The 21,367-nt window shown below is 68.8% G+C and carries 17 protein-coding genes and 1 tRNA gene; 7 read left to right on the top strand and 11 right to left on the bottom strand.

Features of this window, described 5'->3' with window-relative positions:
• Nucleotides 1–40 precede the first annotated feature (40 nt).
• The 4 genes from MKK55_RS24530 to MKK55_RS24515 all read left to right on the top strand — a co-directional run bounded on the left by MKK55_RS24530 (nt 41) and on the right by MKK55_RS24515 (nt 4,445).
• Entirely contained in the window at nt 41–898 is an 858-nt protein-coding gene (locus MKK55_RS24530) for a D-amino-acid transaminase (protein ID WP_243938098.1), read from the top strand.
• Nucleotides 899–1,187: 289 nt separating this feature from the next.
• Complete coding sequence (locus MKK55_RS24525; RefSeq protein ID WP_243938096.1) at nt 1,188–1,529, top strand: hypothetical protein; 342 nt, start codon at nt 1,188–1,190, stop codon at nt 1,527–1,529.
• 159 nt (nt 1,530–1,688) lie between these two features.
• The gene (locus MKK55_RS24520) at nt 1,689–2,981 is read left to right on the top strand and encodes an adenylosuccinate synthase (RefSeq protein WP_147727418.1); all 1,293 of its coding nucleotides are present in this window, start codon (nt 1,689–1,691) and stop codon (nt 2,979–2,981) included.
• Between the two features lie 51 nt (nt 2,982–3,032).
• A complete protein-coding gene (locus MKK55_RS24515; protein ID WP_243938094.1) occupies nt 3,033–4,445 on the top strand; it encodes a histidine kinase in 1,413 nt (470 codons plus the stop codon).
• A 90-nt stretch (nt 4,446–4,535) separates the two neighbouring features.
• On the opposite strand, the gene rpoH is transcribed toward MKK55_RS24515, so the two are convergent.
• Both rpoH and MKK55_RS24505 read right to left on the bottom strand, forming a co-directional pair.
• Nucleotides 4,536–5,420: an RNA polymerase sigma factor RpoH gene (rpoH, locus tag MKK55_RS24510; protein ID WP_147728070.1), complete on the bottom strand. Its 885-nt coding sequence runs from the start codon at nt 5,418–5,420 to the stop codon at nt 4,536–4,538.
• 243 nt (nt 5,421–5,663) lie between these two features.
• Nucleotides 5,664–6,641, bottom strand: a complete 978-nt coding sequence (locus tag MKK55_RS24505) for an RluA family pseudouridine synthase (RefSeq protein ID WP_147728071.1) — start codon at nt 6,639–6,641, stop codon at nt 5,664–5,666.
• Nucleotides 6,642–6,769: 128 nt separating this feature from the next.
• On the opposite strand from MKK55_RS24505, the gene MKK55_RS24500 reads away from it, so the two are divergent.
• A tRNA-Glu gene (locus MKK55_RS24500) sits at nt 6,770–6,844 on the top strand.
• Nucleotides 6,845–7,015: 171 nt separating this feature from the next.
• Nucleotides 7,016–7,273: a hypothetical protein gene (locus MKK55_RS24495; RefSeq protein ID WP_147728069.1), complete on the top strand. Its 258-nt coding sequence runs from the start codon at nt 7,016–7,018 to the stop codon at nt 7,271–7,273.
• A 127-nt stretch (nt 7,274–7,400) separates the two neighbouring features.
• Here MKK55_RS24495 and MKK55_RS24490 read toward each other — a convergent pair whose 3' ends face one another.
• The 8 genes from MKK55_RS24490 to MKK55_RS24455 all read right to left on the bottom strand — a co-directional run bounded on the left by MKK55_RS24490 (nt 7,401) and on the right by MKK55_RS24455 (nt 19,191).
• Nucleotides 7,401–7,616, bottom strand: a complete 216-nt coding sequence (locus MKK55_RS24490; protein WP_243938092.1) for a hypothetical protein — start codon at nt 7,614–7,616, stop codon at nt 7,401–7,403.
• 46 nt (nt 7,617–7,662) lie between these two features.
• Entirely contained in the window at nt 7,663–10,023 is a 2,361-nt protein-coding gene (locus tag MKK55_RS24485; RefSeq protein WP_243938090.1) for a putative bifunctional diguanylate cyclase/phosphodiesterase, read from the bottom strand.
• 450 nt (nt 10,024–10,473) lie between these two features.
• Entirely contained in the window at nt 10,474–11,955 is a 1,482-nt protein-coding gene (locus MKK55_RS24480) for a PAS domain-containing protein (protein ID WP_243938109.1), read from the bottom strand.
• A gap of 708 nt (nt 11,956–12,663) precedes the next feature.
• Nucleotides 12,664–14,274: an ABC transporter ATP-binding protein gene (locus tag MKK55_RS24475; RefSeq protein WP_243938088.1), complete on the bottom strand. Its 1,611-nt coding sequence runs from the start codon at nt 14,272–14,274 to the stop codon at nt 12,664–12,666.
• A 2-nt stretch (nt 14,275–14,276) separates the two neighbouring features.
• Nucleotides 14,277–15,698, bottom strand: a complete 1,422-nt coding sequence (locus MKK55_RS24470) for a M20 family metallopeptidase (protein WP_147728642.1) — start codon at nt 15,696–15,698, stop codon at nt 14,277–14,279.
• Between the two features lie 50 nt (nt 15,699–15,748).
• Nucleotides 15,749–16,702: an ABC transporter permease gene (locus MKK55_RS24465; RefSeq protein ID WP_243938085.1), complete on the bottom strand. Its 954-nt coding sequence runs from the start codon at nt 16,700–16,702 to the stop codon at nt 15,749–15,751.
• Nucleotides 16,699–17,613 (bottom strand): ABC transporter permease, encoded by a 915-nt coding sequence (locus MKK55_RS24460; RefSeq protein ID WP_147728262.1) that lies wholly within the window; start codon nt 17,611–17,613, stop codon nt 16,699–16,701. The genes MKK55_RS24465 and MKK55_RS24460 overlap by 4 nt, the downstream gene beginning before the upstream one ends.
• A gap of 51 nt (nt 17,614–17,664) precedes the next feature.
• Nucleotides 17,665–19,191, bottom strand: a complete 1,527-nt coding sequence (locus MKK55_RS24455) for an ABC transporter substrate-binding protein (protein WP_409566121.1) — start codon at nt 19,189–19,191, stop codon at nt 17,665–17,667.
• A 171-nt stretch (nt 19,192–19,362) separates the two neighbouring features.
• On the opposite strand from MKK55_RS24455, the gene MKK55_RS24450 reads away from it, so the two are divergent.
• Complete coding sequence (locus MKK55_RS24450; RefSeq protein ID WP_147728260.1) at nt 19,363–20,271, top strand: LysR family transcriptional regulator; 909 nt, start codon at nt 19,363–19,365, stop codon at nt 20,269–20,271.
• Between the two features lie 30 nt (nt 20,272–20,301).
• On the opposite strand, the gene MKK55_RS24445 is transcribed toward MKK55_RS24450, so the two are convergent.
• A complete protein-coding gene (locus MKK55_RS24445; RefSeq protein WP_243938083.1) occupies nt 20,302–21,312 on the bottom strand; it encodes a 1-aminocyclopropane-1-carboxylate deaminase in 1,011 nt (336 codons plus the stop codon).
• Nucleotides 21,313–21,367 lie beyond the last annotated feature (55 nt).

Genomic DNA, 21,367 nt, shown 5'->3' with positions numbered 1-21,367 from the left:
TTGGAACGATATCGACCGGTCATCGCAAAGGGCATCCGCCGTGGCGTCACCCCGCATCGTCTACCTCAACGGCGAATTCCTGCCCTTCGACCAGGCCCGCGTGCCGGTGATGGATCGCGGGTTCCTGTTCGCGGACGGGATCTATGAGGTCTCGGCGATCATCGACGGGCGCCTCGTCGACAACGCGGCGCATCTTGCCCGCCTCGACCGGTCGCTCGGCGAGATCGGCATCCGCAACCCGCACGACGCGGCCGCCTGGGAGCGCCTGCAGACCCAGCTCGTCGCCCGGAACGGGGTCGTCGAGGGGCTGGTCTACATGCAGGTCACGCGCGGCGTGCACGAGCGCGACTTCGCCTTCCCGCCCGCCGGCACGCCGCCGACCGTGATGATGTTCACGCAAGCCAAGACCGTGCTCGCCAACACGCTGGCCGAGACCGGCGCTAAGGTGGTCACGGTCGAGGACCTGCGCTGGAAGCGGCGCGACATCAAGTCGGTCGCCCTGCTCGCACAGGTGCTGGCCAAGCAGGCGGCCGCGGAGGCCGGCGTCGCCGAAGCCTGGATGGTCGAGGACGGCGCGGTCACGGAGGGCTCGTCCTCCACCGCCTTCATCGCGACCAGGGACGGCCGCCTCGTCACCCGCCCGCTCTCGACCGCGCTCCTGCCCGGCATCACCCGCGCCGCGGTGATGCGGCTCGCCGCCGAGACCGGCCTGACGGTGGAGGAGCGCCTGTTCTCCGTCGAGGAGGCCTACGCGGCGGCAGAGGCGTTCTACACCAGCGCCTCGGCCTTCGTGATGCCGGTCGTCGCCATCGACGACCGCACGATCGGCGAGGGCGTCCCCGGCCCGATCGCCCACCGCCTGCGCGAGCTCTACATCGCGATGGCGCGGGGGAGCTGAGGCGCATCCCTCGTCATTCCATTCGACGGAATGTCCTCGACTCGTCTTCCCTCCCCCCTCCGCGGGGGAGGGTGGCCCGCGAAGCGGGTCGGGAGAGGGGAGCGCGCTGTCCGGAAAGGTCGCTCCCCTCTCCCGACCCTCGCTCATGCGAGGCCCACCCTCCCCCGCGGAGGGGGGAGGGAAGTGGCGCCTCATTCGATCAGGACATCCGGTCCCAAAAGATCGCGATAGGAACGGTTCCCCGGCCTCGGTGTTTGCTTCCCGATCGCGAACGAGAGGGAGGTCTTCGTTGTCAAAGGTCCTGACGGGGCTCGCCGCCTCGGTCTTCGCGCTGGTCGCCACGGCCGCGCTCGCCCAGAATCCCGATGCGCCGCTGAAGGGTCGCGACAGCGATCCGGTGCTGCCGCCCCAGAATCAGACGCCGCCCGATCGCGTGCGCCCGAATGCCGACGCGCCGCCGGCCGATTCCACGCTCAGCGACAAGCTGCGGCAGAGCGACGGCGTCATCAAGCCGCCGGGCAACGCGGCCCCCGGCATGGTGGTCGAGCCGCCGAACCCGAACGCCGGCTCCATGCCGGTGATCAAGCCGGGCGAGCTGCCGGGGCAGAAGCCCGGAACCGAAGCCAAATAGGCTCCGCGCCGAAGCTCGTCCCCTGCCGGTTCGACACGGCGGGGGCGGTTTGCTTGATTTCCCGGACCGGATCGCGGAAACACCCTCACGGCAACGGGTTTTCTCTCGCGCGGCGCAACGCCGGGCGCCCGCGAACGGGCCACGGGTCTGAAGGCACGCATGGCGAACGTCGTCGTCGTAGGCGCCCAATGGGGCGATGAGGGCAAGGGCAAGATCGTCGACTGGCTCTCCGAGCAGGCCGACATCGTGGTCCGCTTCCAGGGCGGCCACAATGCCGGGCATACGCTCGTCATCGACGGCGTGACCTACAAGCTGGCGCTGCTGCCCTCGGGCGTGGTGCGCGGCGGCAAGCTCTCGGTGATCGGCAACGGCGTCGTCGTCGACCCATGGCACCTCGTCGACGAGATCGCCCGCATCCAGGCGCAGGGCGTCGAGGTCTCGCCGCGATCCCTCCGCATCGCCGACAACGCGACGCTGATCCTGCCGCTGCACCGCGAGCTCGACCATTTCCGCGAGACCGCCAACGCCGGGCTGAAGATCGGCACGACCAAGCGCGGCATCGGCCCGGCCTACGAGGACAAGGTCGGCCGCCGCGCGATCCGCGTGGTCGATCTCGCCGATGCCGACACCCTGCCGGCCAAGATCGAGCGGGTGCTGACCCACCACAACGCCCTGCGCCGCGGCCTCGGCATCGCCGAGGTCGACGCGGGCGCCCTGCTGTCCGAATTGAAGGCGATCGCGCCGACGATCCTGCCCTATGCCTGCCCGGTCTGGGCGCTGCTCGACGAGGAACGCCGCGCCGGCAAGCGCATCCTGTTCGAGGGCGCGCAGGGCGCGCTGCTCGACGTCGACCACGGCACCTATCCGTTCGTCACCTCGTCGAACATCGTCGCGGCGCAGGCGGCGACCGGCTCGGGCCTCGGCCCGGGCGCGATCGGCTACGTGCTCGGCATCGCCAAGGCCTACACCACCCGCGTCGGCGAGGGCCCGTTCCCGACCGAGCTGTTCGACGAGATCGGCGAGACCATCGGCCGGAAGGGCCGCGAGTTCGGCGTCAACACCGGGCGCAAGCGGCGCTGCGGCTGGTTCGACGCGGTGCTGGTGCGCCAGACCGTGCGGACCTCGGGCATCGACGGCATCGCCCTGACCAAGCTCGACATCCTCGACGGGTTCGAGACAATCGAGGTCTGCACCGGCTACCGCCTCGACGGCGCGGTCATCGACCACCTGCCGGCGAGCCAGGCCGCGCAGGCCCGGGTCGAGCCGATCTACGAGACGATCCCCGGATGGTCGGAGACGACCGCCGGCGCCCGCTCCTGGGCCGAGCTGCCGGCGCAGGCGATCAAGTACGTCCGGCGCATCGAGGAGCTGATCGGCTGCCCGGTGGCGCTCCTCTCGACGTCGCCGGAGCGCGACGACACCATCCTGATGCACAATCCCTTCGAGGATTGATCGTCCGGTCCGCGCGACGCGCGGACCGCGAACCCGCGGATCCCTGAGGACATGGCCGATTACTACCCGTTGCTGGCGCGGGCGCTCGACGCCCTGCCCGACCGGACGCCGGCCATGCGCAAGGCGGTCTACGAGCGCGCGCGCAACGCCCTGATCGGCCAGCTCCGCTCCCTCGACCCGCCGCTGCCCGAGGCGGACATCGATCTCGAGCGGCAGGCGCTCGACAACGCCATCGCGCGCCTGGAGGTCGATTACGGCGCACCTGCGCCGGCACCGGAGGTCGCCCCGCCGCCCGCCCCGCCGCCCGCGCCGGCGATCGTGCCGCCTCCGCCGCCGCAACCGCCGATCCCCGAACCGACCCCGGCGCCGCTGCCGGCCCCCGTGCTCGAGCCCGAGCCGCAGCCCGAAGCCACGCCGTTCCTCCCGCCGGCTCCGGCCCCGTCCTTCCTGCCGAAGCCGCCGGAGGAGCCGCGCGAGGCCGCCGTGCCGATCACCGCGCGCAAGCCCAAGGGCGCGGATCCGATCCCCGAGCCGGAGCCTGCCGCGGTCCAGCCGGCTGAGGCCGTCGACGATCCGATCGCCGCCAACGATGCGGCGAACGGGCGGCAACGCCCGCGCATCGACGTGGTGGCGCCGCGCGGCGGGCGCTCGCGGATGCTGCGCAACGCCTTCGTCGGCATCGTCCTGACGGTGGTGATCGGGCTGATCGCGGTCGCGGCGTTCCTGCTGCGCGACAAGCCGGCGAACCTGCCCTCCGGCGGTGCCGAGACGGCGGAAACCCAGCCGGAGGGCGCCGAGACGAAGTTCTCGGACCGGATCGGCGGCGACCCCGCCCCGAAGGCGTCGCCGCCGGCCGTCGCGACGGATCAGGCCGGGTCGCGCAATCCCGCGAGCCCGCCGAGCCAACCCGGGATCGCGGTGGCGCAGCGCGCCGTCCTGATCGAGGAGAACACCGCGGGCCAGAACGCGGCGCCGACCTCGACGACCGGCCGCGTGGTCTGGCGCCTCGATTCCGTTCCCGGCGAGCAGGGCCAGCCCCTGGAGACGGCGATCGTCGCCACGGTGACGGTGCCGGAGGCCGGCCTGACGCTGGTGATGACGATCCAGCGCAACCTCGACCAGACCCTGCCGGCCTCGCACACCATCAATCTCGTCTTCACCGGCACCGGCGCGGACGGCGAGAAGCGCTCGGTGCAGGATATCGGCCTGCTTCAGGCCAAGGACGACGAGGCCGCCCGCGGTTCGCCGGTCTCGGGCCTGCCGGTCCGCGTGCGGGAGAACCTGTTCCTGATCGGGCTGTCGTCGCTGCGCGGCGACGTCGACCGCAATACCGACCTGCTGCTGCACAAGCCCTGGTTCGACATCGCGATCCGCTACGCCAGCGGGCAGCGCGCCGTGCTCAATTTCGAGAAGGGCAGCGCCGGCACGCAGGTGGTGCAGGAGGCGTTCGACCAGTGGAAGTGAGCTGACCGCTTCGACGGAAGGCCGTGCCGCCCTCCCCGTATCGAGGGGAGGGGACATGCCCGGATGTCGTCGCCGACGCTGGTCTCGGCGTCACGCACCCATGCGCGGCAATTCCCGCGTCGCGAGGTTGCGTTTGACCGCTTCCTGGACCTTCTCGAACGCCCGCACCTCGATCTGGCGGACGCGCTCGCGCGAGACGCCGAACTCGCCCGAGAGGTCCTCCAGGGTGATCGGATCGTCGGCGAGGCGCCGCGCCTCGAAGATGCGACGCTCGCGGGCGTTGAGCACCGAGAGCGCGTCGCGCAGCGCCGAAAGCCGGTTCTGGCCTTCCTGCTCGCCGGCCAGCACCGTCTCCTGGCTCGGCGCGTTGTCGACGAGCCAATCCTGCCACTCGCCCTCGCCCTCCTCGCGCAGGGGCGCATTGAGGGAGGTGTCGCCGGACAGGCGGCGGTTCATGTCGATCACGTCCTGCTCCGGCACGCCGAGCCGGGTCGCGATCTGCGCCACCTGATCCGGCTTAAGGTCGCCCTCCTCGAGCGCCGAGATCTTGCCCTTGGCCTTGCGCAGGTTGAAGAACAGCTTCTTCTGGTTGGCGGTGGTGCCCATCTTCACGAGCGACCACGAGCGCAGGATGTATTCCTGGATCGCCGCCTTGATCCACCACATCGCGTAGGTCGCGAGGCGGAAGCCCTTGTCGGGATCGAAGCGCTTGACCGCCTGCATCAGGCCGACATTGCCCTCGGACACGACCTCGCCGATCGGCAGGCCGTAGCCGCGATAGCCCATGGCAATCTTGGCGACGAGGCGCAGGTGCGAGGTGACGAGGCGGTGCGCCGCCTCGCGGTCGCCGCCGTCGCGCCAGTTCTTGGCCAGCGTGAACTCTTCCGTCGGCTCCAGCATCGGGAACTTGCGGATCTCGTCGAGGTAGCGCGACAGGCCACCTTCGTTGGCGAGCACGGGCAATGCGCCGGCCATGGCATTCTCCTTGACGATGGTCCCCCTGGCGGGCGGACACTCTGGTGCGGAGCACCGCTTCTCAAGCCGGCTCTCCGAATCCCCATGGTAGAGGGGAAAACTCCGAGCCGGTAGCGGGTCCGCGACGCGAACATAGACCTCAACGCATCACGCCTCCGGAAGGTCGAACCTGTCACGATCGGTCGCGGGCCTCGGTGCGGTTTCACACGCTGGTCCTTGACCGTGGCCCGGCGGCCACGCGGCTCAGCGCTCCGCCAGCGCCGCCACCAGCCGCGTCATCTCCGGCGGGAGCGGGCTCTCGAAGCGGAGGTGCTCGCCGGTGCGCGGATGGGCGAAGCCGAGCAGCGCCGCGTGCAGCGCCTGCCGCCCGAGGGCCTTCAGCGCGGCCTGCGCGGTCTCCGACAGCCGCGCCGCCTTGGTGATGAAGGCGCCGCCGTAGACCGCGTCCCCCAGGAGCGGATGCCCGCGATGGGTCATGTGCACGCGGATCTGGTGCGTGCGCCCGGTCTCGAGCCGGCAGCGGACCAGGGCGGCCTCGGGGTAGGCCGCCTCGACCGCGTAGTGCGTCACCGCGTGCCGGCCCTCCTCCGGGCGCACCACCGCGATCTTCTCGCGGTTCTTGCGGCTGCGGTCGAGGTTGGCGTCGATGGTGCCGACCCGCGGCTCGGGCAGGCCCCAGACCAGGGCGAGGTAGGCCCGCTCCAGCGGCCCGTTGCGGCCGTGGTCGGCGAACTGCGCGGTGAGGCCCTTGTGGGCGGCGTCGTTCTTGGCGACGACGATCAGCCCGCTCGTGCCCTTGTCGAGCCGGTGGACGATGCCGGGCCGGCGCACGCCGCCGATCCCCGACAGGCTCGCCCCGCAATGGCCGATCAGCGCGTTGACGAGGGTGCCGGCCGCGTGCCCGGGCGCCGGATGGACCACCAATCCCGCCGGCTTGTCGATCACGATGAGGTCGGCGTCCTCGTAGGCGATGACGAGGTCGACCGCCTCCGCCTGCGGCTCGGCCGACACCGCCTCGGGCAGCACCACCGCGAGCACCGTGCCCGGCCCGACCTTCACCGCCGAATCCAGGATCGTCACCCCGTCGCGGCGGACATGGCCCGCCTTGACCAGATCCTGCAACCGCGCCCGCGACACGTCGGGAAAGGCGATCGCCAACGCCCTGTCGAGGCGCACCCGCTCCGCCTCCGGCCCGATCACCGCCTGCCGCTCGCCTTCGATCTCGAAACCCTGCAACACGCCACTCCTCACGACCCGGCGAAAAAGGCTCCGCCCGGGTCTTGCTCCATCGCCGTACCGTCGCTATACGAACGCCTCGCCGGCCGATAGCTTCATCAGCCGCAGCGACCGCGCCCATCGTCTAGCGGTTAGGACAGGTCCCTCTCACGGATCAGACCGGGGTTCGATTCCCCGTGGGCGCGCCACTTCCGTATAGGACTGCGAACATCAGGTACGGCTGTGCCACCGGCACCTGTCACGGCAGTTTTTAGGCTTTCCTTGTCGCCGACGATGCGGATCACGTCCGCTCCGACCTCCACCCGGTCGACGATCGCCTGAATCCACGCCTTTCGAAACGGGATCTCGCCCGACGTCACGTGCTCGCGCATCAGGCGCTCGATCGCTTCGGGGCTGATATCTGCTGGACCCGGAACGGCATCACGGATCCGGCCGAGCGCGGCTTTTGTCAGTTCCTGCTCCGCCCACACAGCCGAAAGCCGCTCCTTCAGGAGGTCGTCCGGCTCGTCCTCACCGATCTAAACCAGCCGGTAGAGCCGCCGCAGCTTCTTCTCCGCTATCGCGAGCTCGCTTCGCAGCCACGCGGCCGTCGACATCCGCCGCACGCTCAGCTCTGAGCGCCTAGAGACAAGCCAAAGTAGCCCCCAGTCGCTTGGGCTGCAGCAGTTCGGCTACGAGGCGGTCGGTGACGAGCGAGTCGAACGTCACCATTCGGATCGAGCGGCCGGGGCAGCCCGTCGCACCTTAACGCACCTGCGTCGAGCAGCTGCAGTAGGTGTGCCCTTTCTTCGACTTCGAGGTTCCGGTCCGCAGCCTCATCGCGCCGCCGCACGTCGTGCGCGTCGCAAGTCCGGTGAGCAGGATCGGCCCCGTCACCACGCGTGCGGGCGTGACACGCGGATTGTGGGCATTCAGCGTCGTCTGCACCGGGTTGGACACGTCATGCGCGATGAAAAGCAAATGTCGGGTTCATCCTGAAAGCAGCGCGACGAAGGTCAGCGATTGCTCAAGCCGCGGCCTTCATGCCCGTCAGGAAACTGAGGAACTCGAGATGGGGCAGCGGACGGCTGACGTGATAGCCTTGAACTTGGCTGCATTGGGCCTCGGCGACGAACGCGTACTGTTCCGCCGTCTCCACACCTTCGACGGTGGTCGTCATACCCAGGCACGCGCCCATGGTGATGATGGCCCGGACGATCGCCGCACTCTCCGTATCCTCAGGCAGGAGACGAACGAAGGAACGATCGATCTTGATCTTCGAGAACGGGAAGCGGCGCAGATAGCTGAGTGAGGAATACCCGGTCCCGAAATCGTCCATCGCGAGGCTGACACCAAGCGCCTTGAGCTTCGTGAGCATCGAAAGGGTCCGTTCCTCGTCGTCGAGCATGACGCCTTCCGTGATTTCGAGTTCGAGACGGCCCGCCTCAAGCCCGGTCGCCTCGAGGGTCGCAGCGACCGTTTCCGCGAGACGGTCGTCGCGGAACTGAACGGGCGAGAGATTGACCGCCACCTTGATCGCGCTGGACCACGTCGACGCCTGCGTACAAGCCGTTCGCAGCACCCAGGCACCCAGGTGCAAGATGAGGCCGGTCTCCTCGGCCAGGGGGATGAACTCGATCGGCGGAATGAGGCCGTGTACAGGGTGACGCCAGCGGACCAGGGCTTCCGCTGCGGTCACTACCCCCGTCTCGGCATCGACAAGCGGCTGGTAGTGGACCTCGAACTCGCCGACCTCGAGGGCGCGGCGCATGTCGGCTTCCAAACGGATGCGCGCCTGCATGCGTTCGGCAAGCGCCGGCTCGAACAGGCAAAAAGACCCCTTGCCCTCACCCTTGACCTTGTAGAGGGCGAAATCGGCATTGCGGAGCAGTTCCTCGGGTTGGCTGCCGTTCAGCGGAGCCATCGCGATACCGATGCTGACGCCGACATGAACCAGCTGCCCGTCGAGCAGGAAGGGTCGATCGATCGCCTCCACGAGGGCAACCGCCAGGGATTCCGCAGACGCGACGCCGACGGAGCCCAGAAGCAGGATGGCGAACTCGTCCCCGCCGAGACGTGCCACGATGTTGGTTTCGCCGACGACGGCTTGCAGCCGTGCGGCGACCTTGCGCAGGAGGTCGTCGCCCATACCGTGACCGAGCGTATCGTTGACGAACTTGAACCGATCGAGATCGAGCATCAGCACGGCGAAGCCGCCTTCCCCGTTCCGCAAGGTCGCGGAATGGTGGGTCAGCAGGTCGCCGAAGCGAGCCCGGTTGGGCAATCCAGTCACGGTGTCCGTGAAGGCGAGCGTCCGGAGCCGGGCTTCCGATTGCAGGCGCTCCCGTTGGTCCCGGAAGGCGATCACGGTCTGGCGCTTGTGGCCGAGTGAGATGTCTTTCCGTACGACGCGGACCGGGACATGCCCACCCGCGGCGTCGACGAGCTCGACTTCGCGTTCCTCGTGTTCCGGGAGGTCGCCCAGCACCAGTCCGGGGAGCAGGCGTTTCACGTTGCACCCGACCAACTGTGCCTGAGTCAGGCCGGACATCTCTTCAAGGCTACGATTGGCCGTCGTCACGACTTCGCCGTCGCATACGGCGAGGCCTTCGAGCGAAAGGCTTGCCAGCTCCCGCAGACGCGCGCTGTCCCTGCGCAGCTGCGCCCGGGCATTCAAGGCGGACCGCAAGCCGAAGAAGGCGAGGCTGAGCAGGCCGAACGAGACGAGCGCGATGATCGGGGCGATCATCTCCGGGGCGATGGCGGAGGCGGGCAATGCCACCTGAGGGTCGTAGGCGATGGTGACCGCGGTCATACCGGCGAGATGCAGGACCACGATCGAACCGAACAGCAGGGGGCCGGCGAAACGTCGGCGGGAGCGATCGCGCTCACCCGCCATGATCAGGGCGAGGCCGGAAAGACCGAGGCTCAGGAGCACAGATGGGGCGATGAAGCCCCAGTCCCAGGTGACGTGCCCCGTCACCCGATATGACGCCTGTCCGACGTAGTGAAGGGCTGTGACGCCCGAACCTAAAATGACGCCTGCCACGAAGCGGGGCGCACGCGCGCGCTGGCCGATGGAGAGGCCGACGCCGGTGCCGATCCCCCCGATCACGAGGAATAGCGAGACTGCCGTCAGGATCGGTTCGAAGCCGGCTGCCATGCCGGGTCGATAGGCCAGCAGGGCGATCATGTGGGTCGCCCACGCGGTACAGCCGGCGGCGACGATACTGACGATGCCCCATTTGCGCCGAGCTACGCCTTCCGAACGCGCCGCATGAGCGGCGATGGCGGATGAGGCGTAGATGCCGACGCTGCATACGACTGCGGCCAACAGCAACAGCTGCTCGTCGTGGAAGTCTCGAACGCAAGTCACAATCGAATGCATGTCGACTTCACTGGTGATATCAGAGTCGGAAGTGTCCGGTGATCAGAGGTGGCCATCGCACCTGGCTGCGGTGGCTTTACTCGCGCCTTTTTATGGTTGCGCCTTTGGGTGTGGACCGAGCAGAGTTTTGCCGTGTGGGATCAGGAGCTCGACTTCCGCTAGGGCTCGCACGGAGATGTCTTTCAGGTCGTCGGTGGAGGGACCAAAGCTCGCGTGCATCTGCAACGAAGACGTCCAAAATCTTTCGATGCCCGATCGTAATATCTCCCGTCGAGCGCGTAGGCCTTGTGCAGCAAGCGAACCGGCACTGCGTTGGTGGATCCGTTTTCCTGATCGGCATCCACGATCGTATCACGTGCGCTTGAGCCGACGACCGACCGCGTCGGCTTGGACCATCGGACAAGAGAAGCGAACTCAGCGCTCATCTCGTCCTCGCCTGGGACGACGTCTCTAGACAGCCGCTCGTGATGCCTGACGAACCTTTCGGGTGGCTTGATCGACTTGCTCGCTTGCCCGGGCGATGTCCTCCATGCTTCCGGCGATCGTCGTCACCCCGTGGGCGGCCGTATGCATGCTTCCCGACATCTCCCGGGTCACGGCGGACTGTTCCTCCACAGCAGCGGCGATGGCGCCCGACACCTCATCGAGCGAGCGTATCGTTCCCTGGATGGAGCCGATGGCATCCACGGCTTCGCGTGCGGCGGCCTGTGTGGCGGAGATCTGCTCACGGATCTGGTCGGTCGCCTTGGCGGTCTGCTCAGCCAACGCCTTCACCTCGGAGGCGACCACCGCGAAACCTTTCCCGGCCATGCCGGCGCGCGCTGCTTCGATGGTCGCGTTCAAGGCCAAGAGGTTGGTCTGCGCGGCGATGCCCTGGATCAGTGTCACCACGTCGCCGATCTGCGCCGCCTGGCCGCTCAGCCCGGCGACGATGCTGCCCGTGCGCTGTGCCTGCTCGACCGCCTGGGCGGCCATCCGCGCGGCATGGCTCACCTGCTGGCTGATTTCGCCGACCGAAGCCGATAACTCCTCCGCGCCCGAGGCGACGCACTGGATGTCGTTGGACACCTGCCCCACCGTGCCGGCGGTCTCGGCCGTCTGACGGGTGACGTTCTCGACGGCTTGGCCGATCGCGTCGAGATCGGTGCCGATCGCCTGCTGCGCTTCGGCGCGACGCTGCCGCTCGTGCACCTGGGCCGTGATGTCGGTCGCGAACTTCACCACCTTGATCGGAACCCCATCGCGATCACGGATCGGATTGTATGTTGCCTGGATCCAGACCTCTCGCCCCCCCTTGGCGATCCGCCGGAACTCGCCCGACATGAACTCGCCGCGTCCCAGCTCAGCCCAGAAGTTGCGATAAGCCTCCCCCGTCCGTTCGTCCGCATCGACGAACATGCTGTGCCGCTGCCCGCGGATCTCATCGAGCCGGTAGCCGACGGCAGCGAGGAAGTTGGCGTTGGCCGTCAGGACGGTGCCGTCGAGAGAGAACTCGATCACCGCCTGCGAGCGGTTGAGGGCAGCAAGCTGGCCTTCATGGTCGATCGCGCGCTGAACCTGCGAGGTGATGTCGGACGCGAACTTGACGATCTTGCGAACGCGGCCGGCGCGGTCCAGCACCGGATTATAGGTCGCCTGGATCCAGATCGCACGACCATCGTTGGCAATGCGCTTGAACTCGCGGGTCTGGGACTCCCCTTTGCGCAATGCGTCCCAGAACGCGTGATAGGCCGGCGCGTCGCGCTCTGCCGGCGTGACGAGCTTGCGGTGGTTCTGGCCCTTCAGTTCCGCCAGCGTGTAGCCAACGAGGCCGAGGAAATTCGCATTGGCATCGAGGATCGTGCCATCGGGGGCGAACGCGATGCGGGCGCGCGAGCGGTCGATGGCCTCGAACAGCGCACGGAAAGAGCTATCGAACAAGCGCACCAACAGACTCCCAACCGGAGGGTCTACGACCTCTTCGACTTGAATTGTAATTCTTGCCGTAAATTATAGATTAATTTCTCGATCAAACTGCCTATTTGTCGCATATGCGGGATATTTTTTACAATCTAGAAACCGCCCGGAAACACCCGAAGTATGGTAAGGGCCCTTGTAGAATTTGCCCTTTCGAGCGTATAGGGCCCTTCCACCCCGTCCCTTGCATACTTCAAGTTGGCTGCGTTCCATCAGTCGACTTCTGCGCCCCTGAGACATCAGCGCCCCGGCGCCCTATCGAGAGCGCCAAGCCGACCGCCGCACGACAGCGTCTGCCGCCAACTCCCACCCGGAAGCGGAACGGCAGAAATCCATCCGACCCGGCCTAAAATCGCCGTCGATCAGGCTGCTACAAAGCGGACCTTCCGAGCGTCTGAGAAGGGTTGTAAGCGGGCGCGGTGGCGATGTCCGCTTCGGCCAGTTCCCGCCCGCGAGCGGACCGACTGGGAACCGCCCACTCCGGCCGTAGGACATCGTGCACCAAGCTGGCCGGAAGCGGACGTTACAGGGCGCTGCATAGGGTGGGCAGCCAACCTGAGTCCTTCGCTTCGAAGCGGACGTTCCGCCTCCGACCCAGGCGTCGGGACCACCGCTAGCGCTTACCGAAAGCATCCGTCAGTCTGTCGTCTGGGAGCTTCGGCCGTCTCGCAGACCGTCGTGCTATCAGGGCCGGGTAGGCTGCAGGCCCGGCACCGCCGCGAGGAGCGAGCGGGTGTAGGCGTGATCCGGCTGCTGGAAGAGGTCGGCCGTGGGCCGCATCTCCACGATGGCACCGCGATGCATCACGGCGATGCGGTCGCAGATCTTGGCGGCAACGCGCAGGTCGTGGGTGATGAACAGCATCGCGAGGTTCAGGCGCTGCTTGAGGTCTTCCAGCAGGTCGAGCACCTGCGCCTGGACCGAGACGTCGAGGGCCGAAACCGCCTCGTCGGCCACGAGCACGTCGGGCTCCATGGCGAGCGCCCGGGCGATGCCGATGCGCTGGCGCTGGCCGCCGGAGAAGGCGTTGGGGTAACGCTCGGCCGCGCTCGCCGAGAGGCCGACGAGGTCGAGGAGCTCGCGAGCCCGGGCGCGGGCCTCCCGCCGGGGCGTGCCGTGCGCGATCGGGCCTGCCGTGATGATCTGCTCGACGGTGCGGCGTGGGTTCAGGGATGCGAACGGGTCCTGGAAGATCATCTGGATGCGCCGGCGCTCGTCACGCAGCGCGCGCGGCGCCAACGCCGTGTAGTCGAGGCTGCCGAGGCGCACCGTGCCCCGGTCCGGCTCGATCAGCCGGATCGCGAGGCGCGCGGTGGTGGACTTTCCGGAGCCGGATTCGCCGACGAGGCCGAGGGTCTCCCCGCGGCGGACGTCGAAGGCCACCTCCTTGACCGCCGCGACCACGCGCGGCTTGCCGAACAGGCCGGCGCGCGTGGCGTAGGTCTTGGTCAGCCCGATGGCCGAGAGGGCGAGGGGCTCGGCCTCGCGGGAGGCGCGCGCCGGCGGCACCAGGCTCGGCACCGCCGCGAGCAGGGCCTGGGTGTAGGGGTGCTGCGGATGCTGAAGGACGGTCTCGGCGCTGCCCTGCTCCACCAGTCGCCCGCGCTGGAGCACGGCGACATGGTCGGCGATGTCCGCCACCACGCCGAAATCGTGGGTGATGAACAGGACGCTCATGCCGCGCCGCCGCTGCAGGTCGCGGATCAGCTGGAGGATCTGGGCCTGGGTGGTGACGTCGAGCGCCGTGGTCGGCTCGTCGGCGACGAGGATCGAGGGCTCGAGGGCGAGCGCCATGGCGATCATCGCGCGCTGGCGCTGGCCGCCGGAGAGCTGGTGCGGGTAGGCGCGCACGATCTGCCCCGGATCGGGCAGGCCGACCTCGGTGGCGAGCGCGACGGCCCGGGCCCTGCGCTCGGCCGGCGTCAGGAGGGCGTGCGCCTCGAACATCTCGGCGATCTGGTCGCCGATGCGCATGACCGGGTTGAGGGCCGTCATCGGTTCCTGAAACACCATGGCGATGCGGCGACCGCGAAGGCTGCGCCAGCCGCGCTCGTCCAGGGTGAGCAGGTCTCGCCCCTCGAACAGGATCTCCCCGCCGACCGGCTTCAGCGCGCGGGGCAGGAGGCCGGTGAGCGCGTAGGCGCTCATCGACTTGCCCGAGCCCGACTCGCCGACGACGCAGAGGATCTTGCCCGGCATCAGGTCGAGGGAGAGGTCCTCGACCGCGTGGGGACGGTCCGAGCCCTTCGGCAGCGCCAGGGTGAGATTCCGGATACGGACGACGGGCTCGCTCATGCTCAGGCTCCCTTGAGGGCTTCGCGCCGGGCGAGCACCGCCGGCCCGGTCGCGGCGAGGTCCCAGTAAAGGCCCGCCATCAGCATCAGGGCCTCTCGCGAGGGCGGCCCGAGCAAGTGCTCGTCGGGGCCGTGCTGGAGGCAGGCCGGGTAGGAATGCGGCACCCACAGGGTCGGCAGGCCGAGGATCTCGGAAAAGGCGTCGTTGGGCAGCGAGCCGCCGAGGTTCGGCAGCAGGGCCGGCCGCTTGCCCGTGCTCTCGGCGATCGAGGCCAGCGCCCAGTCGACCCACGGGTCCTCGACGGGGAGCCGGGTGGCGCGGAACACCTCCGTGCGCGCGGCACGGACCTCGACCATCGGGTAGCCGTGGGCGTCGAGATGAGCGCGCAGAGCGGGCAGGATGCCTTCCCAGTCGGTGCCGACGACGAAGCGAAGCTGCAGCGTGGCCTTGGCAGTGGGCGGCACGGCGTTGAGCGGTCCGTCCGGGTCGCCGGTCTTGAAGGCCAGCACCTCGAGGGTGTTCCAGCCGAACACGCGCTCGGCCGCGGTCAGTCCCGGCTCACCCCAATCCGCGTCGATCTTCGGCGCGGTCGGATCGGTGCCCACAGTGATGTCGGCCAGCGCCGCCCGCACGTTGACGGGGAGCCCCGGTGGCCGAAGGGCGTCGAGAAGGATTTTGCCGCGTCCATCGACGAGGGTCGCGATGGCGTTGGCCAGCACCGTGCCGGGGTTGCGCAGCAGGCCGCCCCAGTTACCGGAATGGTGGCTGCCCTCACGCAGGTCCAGCACCATCTCGAAGGTGTAACCGCCGCGCGAGCCCAGGAAGACCGTCGGCCGCTCGGCGCTGACGCGGGGCCCGTCCGAGGCGATGAGCACGTCGGCCTTGAGCGCCGCGGCCTCGGCGCGGCAGAGGTCGCGCAGGCCCGGCGAGCCGGCTTCCTCGCCCATCTCGATCAGCAGCTTGGTGTTGAAGCCGAGGCGCCCGTCGCGCGCCGCCATCACCGCCGCCAGCGCGCCGAGGTTGAGGATGTGCTGGCCCTTGTTGTCGGCGGTGCCGCGGCCGTACCAGCGCTCGCCCTCGATGGTCACGGTCCAGGGGTCGAGGCCGTCGCGCCACTGCTCAGGATAGCCCCGCACGGTGTCGCCGTGGCCGTAGATCAGCACCGTGGGCAGCCCGTCGCCCTCGTGGCGCTCGGCGATGAGGAACGGGCCGTGGACGCCGTCCGGGTTGTCGAGGATGCGGCTGGTGAAGCCGAGCGGCGCGATCCGCGGCACCAGGAAGTCGGTGAGGTAAGCCTTCAGCTTCGGCAGCTGCCCCGAGGTCTGGCTCTCGGTCGGGCGGGCGACGGCGTCCTGCAGCACGCTGAGGAAGCCGCCCTCGTCGTAGTGGCGCGCGGCGCGCGCGATCGCGTCGTGTCGGGACATGGGCTCACTCGATCTCGGTGCGGTGGGGTTTTTTGCGGGGCAAGGGGGGCTCAGCGCCGCCCCTCGGGGGCGGTGACGTCGCGGATGCCGTCGCCGAGCAGGTTGATCGCCAGGACGAGGACCAGGAGCGCGACGCCCGGGATGGTGATCACCCAGGGCTGGAAGAACATGTACGGCTTGCCCTCGGCGATCATCAGGCCCCAGGACGGCAGCGGCGGCTGCACGCCAAGGCCGAGGAAGGACAGGGCGGCCTCGAGCAGGATGGCGTGCGCCATCTCCAGGGTCGCCACCACGATGAGCGCGTTGAGGATGTTCGGCAGCACCTCCTGGAACAGGATGCGGGCCGGGGAGAAGCCCGTGGCGCGGGCCGCGGCGATGAAATCCTGGTCGCGGATCTGCCGGGTCGCCGCGCGGGTGACCACGGCGAAACGGTCCCAAAGCAGGAAGCCGAGCACCAGCACCACCACCTTCAGCGAGCCGCCGACGAGGGAGGCCATGGCGAGCGCGACCAGCACCACCGGCATGGCCAGCCGCGTGGTCACGACGTAGCTCACCACCGCGTCGACCCGGCCGCCGAAATAGCCGGCGCAGATGCCGAGCGTCGTGCCGATCACGCCCGAGATGGCGGCCGCCGCGATCCCGATCAGCAGGGAGATCTGGCTGCCGTAGATCAGGCGGCTGAGGTAGTCGCGCCCGAGCTTGTCGGTGCCGAGCACGTGGTCCCACGTGCCCTTCGTCTGCCAGATCGGCGGGATCAGGCGCCGCGAGACGTCCTGGACGTAGGGATCGTGGGGCGCGATCAGCGGGGCGGCGAGCGCGCAGAGCAGGATGGTCCCGAGGATGCCGGCACCGATCACAAAGCCGCCGTGGCGGAGACCGCGCCGAAGCGCCAGGGCGGTGGGCGAGCGGGCGGCGGGCAGCGCCGCCGGCCTGTCGGCCGGGAGGGCCGCCGGCGTCTCGGGCAAACCGGCGCTGAGCGGGGAGGCGGATGGCTGGAGGGTCATTGGCGCAGCCGGGGATCGAGGAAGGCGTTCAGGAGGTCGGCGGCCAGCGTCAGGGCGATGTAGATCATCGCCAGGACCAGCACGATCGCCTGCACCACCGGGAAGTCGTTGCGGGCGATGGATTCCCAGGCAAGCTGGCCGAGCCCCTGGAGCGAGAACACCGCCTCGATCACGATCGAGCCGCCGAGCATGAAGCCGAACTGGACGGCGGCGAGCGCGATCACCGGGATGACGGCGTTGCGCAGCGCATGCCGGATCAGGATCTTTCGCGGCGGCAGACCTTTGGCGCGGGCGGTCCTGACATAGTCCGAGGCCAGCACTTCGAGCATGCCGTTGCGGGTCAGCCGCATCACCGCCGGCATGGCGTAGTAACCGAGCGCGATCGCCGGCAGCACGAAGTGCTTCCAGGTCGTGTTGCCGGAGACCGGCAGCCAGCGCAGGTTCACCGAAAAGATCATGATCAGGGTCAGGCCGAACCAGAAGCTCGGCATGGCCTGGCCCAGCACCGAGACCGAGAGGGCGGCCCGGTCGATCCAGGTGTCGCGCCGGACCGCGGCGAGCACCCCGAGGGGGATGGCCACGAAGAGCGCCACGGCCAGGGCCACCACGCCGAGGAACAGGGTGATCGGCAGGCGGGCAGCGAGCAGGTCGATCACGCTCTCGCGGAAGTAGAACGAGTTGCCGAAATCGAGCCGGATCGCCCGGCCCGCCCAGGCGGCGAACTGAGCCAGAAGGGGCTGGTCGAGCCCGTACTGGACCCGGATCGCCTCGACCTGGACGGAGGTCGCCTCCGGCCCCGCGATCGCGGTGGCCAGGTCCCCGGACATGTGCAGCAGCATGAAGCTCGCCACCGACACCGTCACGGCGACCGCCAGGGCCACCAGACTTCGTTGGATCATGAATCGCAGCATGGTCCGGCTCCCTCGGTCGGTCGGCGGTCGGTCGGCTTCAGGCGCCGGCCGTCACTTCCATTGCGCCGCGTAGAAGCGCGGCAGCTCGTCGGGCTGCGCCGTGAAGGTCAGGTCCGACGTGAAGGCGTAGTTCGTCGAGTACGAGAACAGCGGCAGGGCGTAGGCCTGGCCGGCGATGCGCTTGAGCGCTTCGGCGTACTTGACCTTCCGCACCGCAGGGTCGGTCGCCCCGTCCCCGGCTTGGAGAGCCGCGATAGTCTCGGGGTCCTTGGTCAGATCCTCGTCGCCGCCGCGGAAGTAGACGCCCGTGAAGGCCGAGACGTCGAGGACCGAGAACGACCCCCAGGTCTGGAAGGCGATAGAGACCTTGCCGCCGCGGATGAGGTCGCGGAGCGCCGCGTAGCGCAGGTAGTTCAGCCGGGCGATGATGCCGACGGCGCGCAGGTAGCCGATCACGGCCTCGGCGTAGTCGCGCTCGCGGTAGGCACCGAGATCGATCTCGAAGCCGTTCGGGTAGCCCGCCTCCTTGAGGAGCGCCTTGGCCTTGGCCGGATCGTAGCTGTAACGCGGCACGCCCTCGTCGGTGCAGCCGAACTGGTCGATGAAGCAGGCCGCGTTCATCACCCGGCTCCCGCCGCGCACGAGGTTGTCCACCATGGCCTTGCGGTCGACGGCGTACGAGATCGCCTGCCGGACGCGGGGATCCTTCAGGGGCGAGTTCTCCTTGGCCCGGCCGAGAGTGTCGAACTGCAGAAAGCCGACCCGCATGGTTTCGGCGCTGAGGACCGAGACGTTGGGGGCGCCCTTCAGCTGGTCGGCCTGATCGCTCGGCACGCGCCAGATCCAGTCGATGCCGCCGGTGACGAGCTCGGCCATGCGGCTGTCGGCGTCGGGGATGACGCGGAACTCGAGCTTGCCGATCTTGGCCGCGCCGATCGGGCTGCCGGGCCAATACTTGGCGAAGCGCTCCATCTTGACGCCGCGCCCGTTCTCGACCGCGGTGATGCGGTAGGGGCCGGTGCCGACCGGCGCCTTAGCGAAGCCGTCGAGGCCGACGCGCCTGAAATAGGTCGCCGGGAAGATCGGGGTCGGCCCGGCGAGGTATTCGAGCGCCGCCGGGAAGGCCGCCTTCAAATGGATGCGGACCGTGTGGGCGTCGACGACCTCCGTCGACTTCATCCAGTCGACGTTCTGCTTCGTCACCGTGCGGGCTTCCGGCGTCAGCACGTAGTTGAAGGTGAAGGCCACGTCTTCCGGGCCGAAGGCGTCGCCGTTGTGGAAGGTCACGCCCTCACGCAGGGTCAGTTCCAGGGTGACGGGATCGACCCACCGCCAAGAGGTGGCCAGCATCGGCTGGTAGGTGCCGGTCTTCGGGTCGCGGTAGATCAGGGTGTCCCAGACGTTGCGGGCCAGGATGACGCCCTCGCGGGCGCTGTTGTGGTAGGGGCTGACGTTTTCCGGCTCGGTGTCGGAGGCGTAGACTAGGGTGTCATTCGCCTTGCCGGCAACGGCCGGGACACTGGCGGCCAGCATCAGCAGGGTGAGCGCGGCGCGTGCCGTGGAGCCGTGTCTCGCCATGATCCCGCTCGCCATGATGTCGGTCCTTTTCGCCCGTCCGCGCGGTCGACCTCGTGCCGGCCGCCTCGGCATGCCGCTTTTTTCGTCGTGCCATGGTGTTGTGCAATTGGTATCGCAACAAGTAGAATTTCGCGATTGCTGCCGTGCCGTTTCGGCAATCGACAGGTTTCCATGAACATTTCGGGCCTCCGCTACCTCTTGGCCGTCGCCAGAACCGGGTCGATCGCCGCGGCGTCGACGCACTTGAACATCGCGGCGTCGGCGATCAGCCGGCAGATCTCCAACCTCGAGAGCGAACTCGGCTGCGTCCTCTTCGAGCGGCGCCCGCGCGGCATGGTGCTGAGCCCGGCCGGGGAGCTGCTGGCGGAACACGCGCGCCAGACCCTCCTGCGCGCCGAGCAGGTCGCGGCTGACATCCAGGAATTGCAGGGCCTCGCGCGCGGCTTCATCCGCGTCGCCACCTCGGAGGGCTTCGCCCTCGATCTGCTGCCCAACGCGATCGCGGAGTTCCACGCCGCCCATCCGGGCATCCGCTTCGAGGTGCAGATGTTGCCCCCCGCCCAGGTCACGCACGTCGTGGCGGCGGGCGACGCCGACATCGGCATCACCTTCGCGCTCGCCCCCTCGAGCCTGGTCGCGGTCGCCTACGACAACGCCGTCGAGATGGTGGCGCTCAGTGCCCCCGATCATCCCCTGGCGCGCCGACCCGCGATCCGGCTCGCGGACCTGAAGGCCTACCCGATCGCGGTGCCGACCCTCGACACCACCGCTCGCCGGGTTTTCGACGCGGCCTGCCTCGCGGAGGGCATCACCATCGAGCCGACGCTCACGGCCAACATCCTTTCCGCCCTGCTGCCCTTCGTCCGGCGGACGAAGGGGCTCGCGCTGATGTCGGCCCTCACGGTGCAGACGCCGGTGCGCCTCGGCGAGCTCGTCTGCATCCCGGTGCATGCGCGGATGAGCCTGATGCGGGGCATCCAGGTCCAGGTGATGCGCGACCGCAAGCTGCCGCACGCCGTCCAGGCCTTCCTGCGCCGGCTCGTCGCCGCGCTGCCGCCGACGGAGCCCGGCGGCGTCTGACATCGGTCGGCCGGTCCGGCGCAAGTCGGCTCAGCCGTTTCGGAAGGTGTAGCTGTAGCCGTTGAGCGCCGGGGCGCCGCCCAGATGGGCGTAGAGCACCTTCGCGCCCTTGGGGAAGAAGCCCTTCCGCACGAGGTCGATCATCCCCTGCATCGACTTCCCCTCGTAGACGGGGTCGGTGATCATGCCCTCCAGCCGGGCCGAGAGGCGGATCGCGTCCACCGTCTCCTTCGAGGGCACGCCGTAGACCGGGTAGGCGTAGTCCTCGTTGAGCACGATGTCGTCCTCTGCGATCGCCGGCGCGCCGACGAGGGCGGCGGTGTTTTTTGCGATCTCCAGCACCTGAGCCTTGGTCTGGGCGGGCGTGCAGGACGCGTCGATGCCGATGACGTTGCGGGCGCGCCCGTCGGCGGCAAAGCCCACCACCATGCCGGCATGGGTCGAGCCGGTGACGGTGCAGACCACGATGTAGTCGAAACGCAGGCCCATCTCAGCCTCCTGGGCGCGGACCTCCTCGGCGAAGCCGATGTAGCCGAGGCCGCCGAACTTGTGCACCGAGGCGCCGGCGGGGATCGCGTAGGGCTTGCCGCCCTTGGCCTTCACGTCCTCCAGGGCCCTGGTCCAGCTCTCGCGGATGCCGATGTCGAAGCCGTCGTCGACGAGCTGCGTCTCGGCGCCCATGATGCGGGACAGCATGATGTTGCCGACCCGGTCGTAGACGGCATCCTCGTGCGGGACCCAGGCCTCCTGGATCAGCCGGCACTTCATGCCGATCTTGGCGGCGACCGCCGCGACCATGCGGGTGTGGTTCGACTGCACGCCGCCGATCGAGACCAGGGTGTCGGCCCCACTCGCGATGGCGTCGGGCACGATGTACTCGAGCTTGCGCAGCTTGTTGCCGCCGTAGGCGAGGCCCGAATTGCAATCCTCGCGCTTGGCGTAGATCAGCACGTCGCCGCCGAGATGGGCCGTTAGCCGCGGCAGGTGCTCGATCGGGCTCGGGCCGAAGGTCAGGGGATAACGCTCGAACTTCGACAGCATGGGCGACGTCCTTTGTTGGTCAGCCCGAAAAAGCTAGCAAAGTCGGTGCGGAAGG

It is taken from the genome of Methylobacterium sp. J-059, from assembly GCF_022829485.1.
Taxonomy (GTDB): domain Bacteria; phylum Pseudomonadota; class Alphaproteobacteria; order Rhizobiales; family Beijerinckiaceae; genus Methylobacterium.
This window is presented reverse-complemented; position numbering and strand designations above follow the sequence as displayed.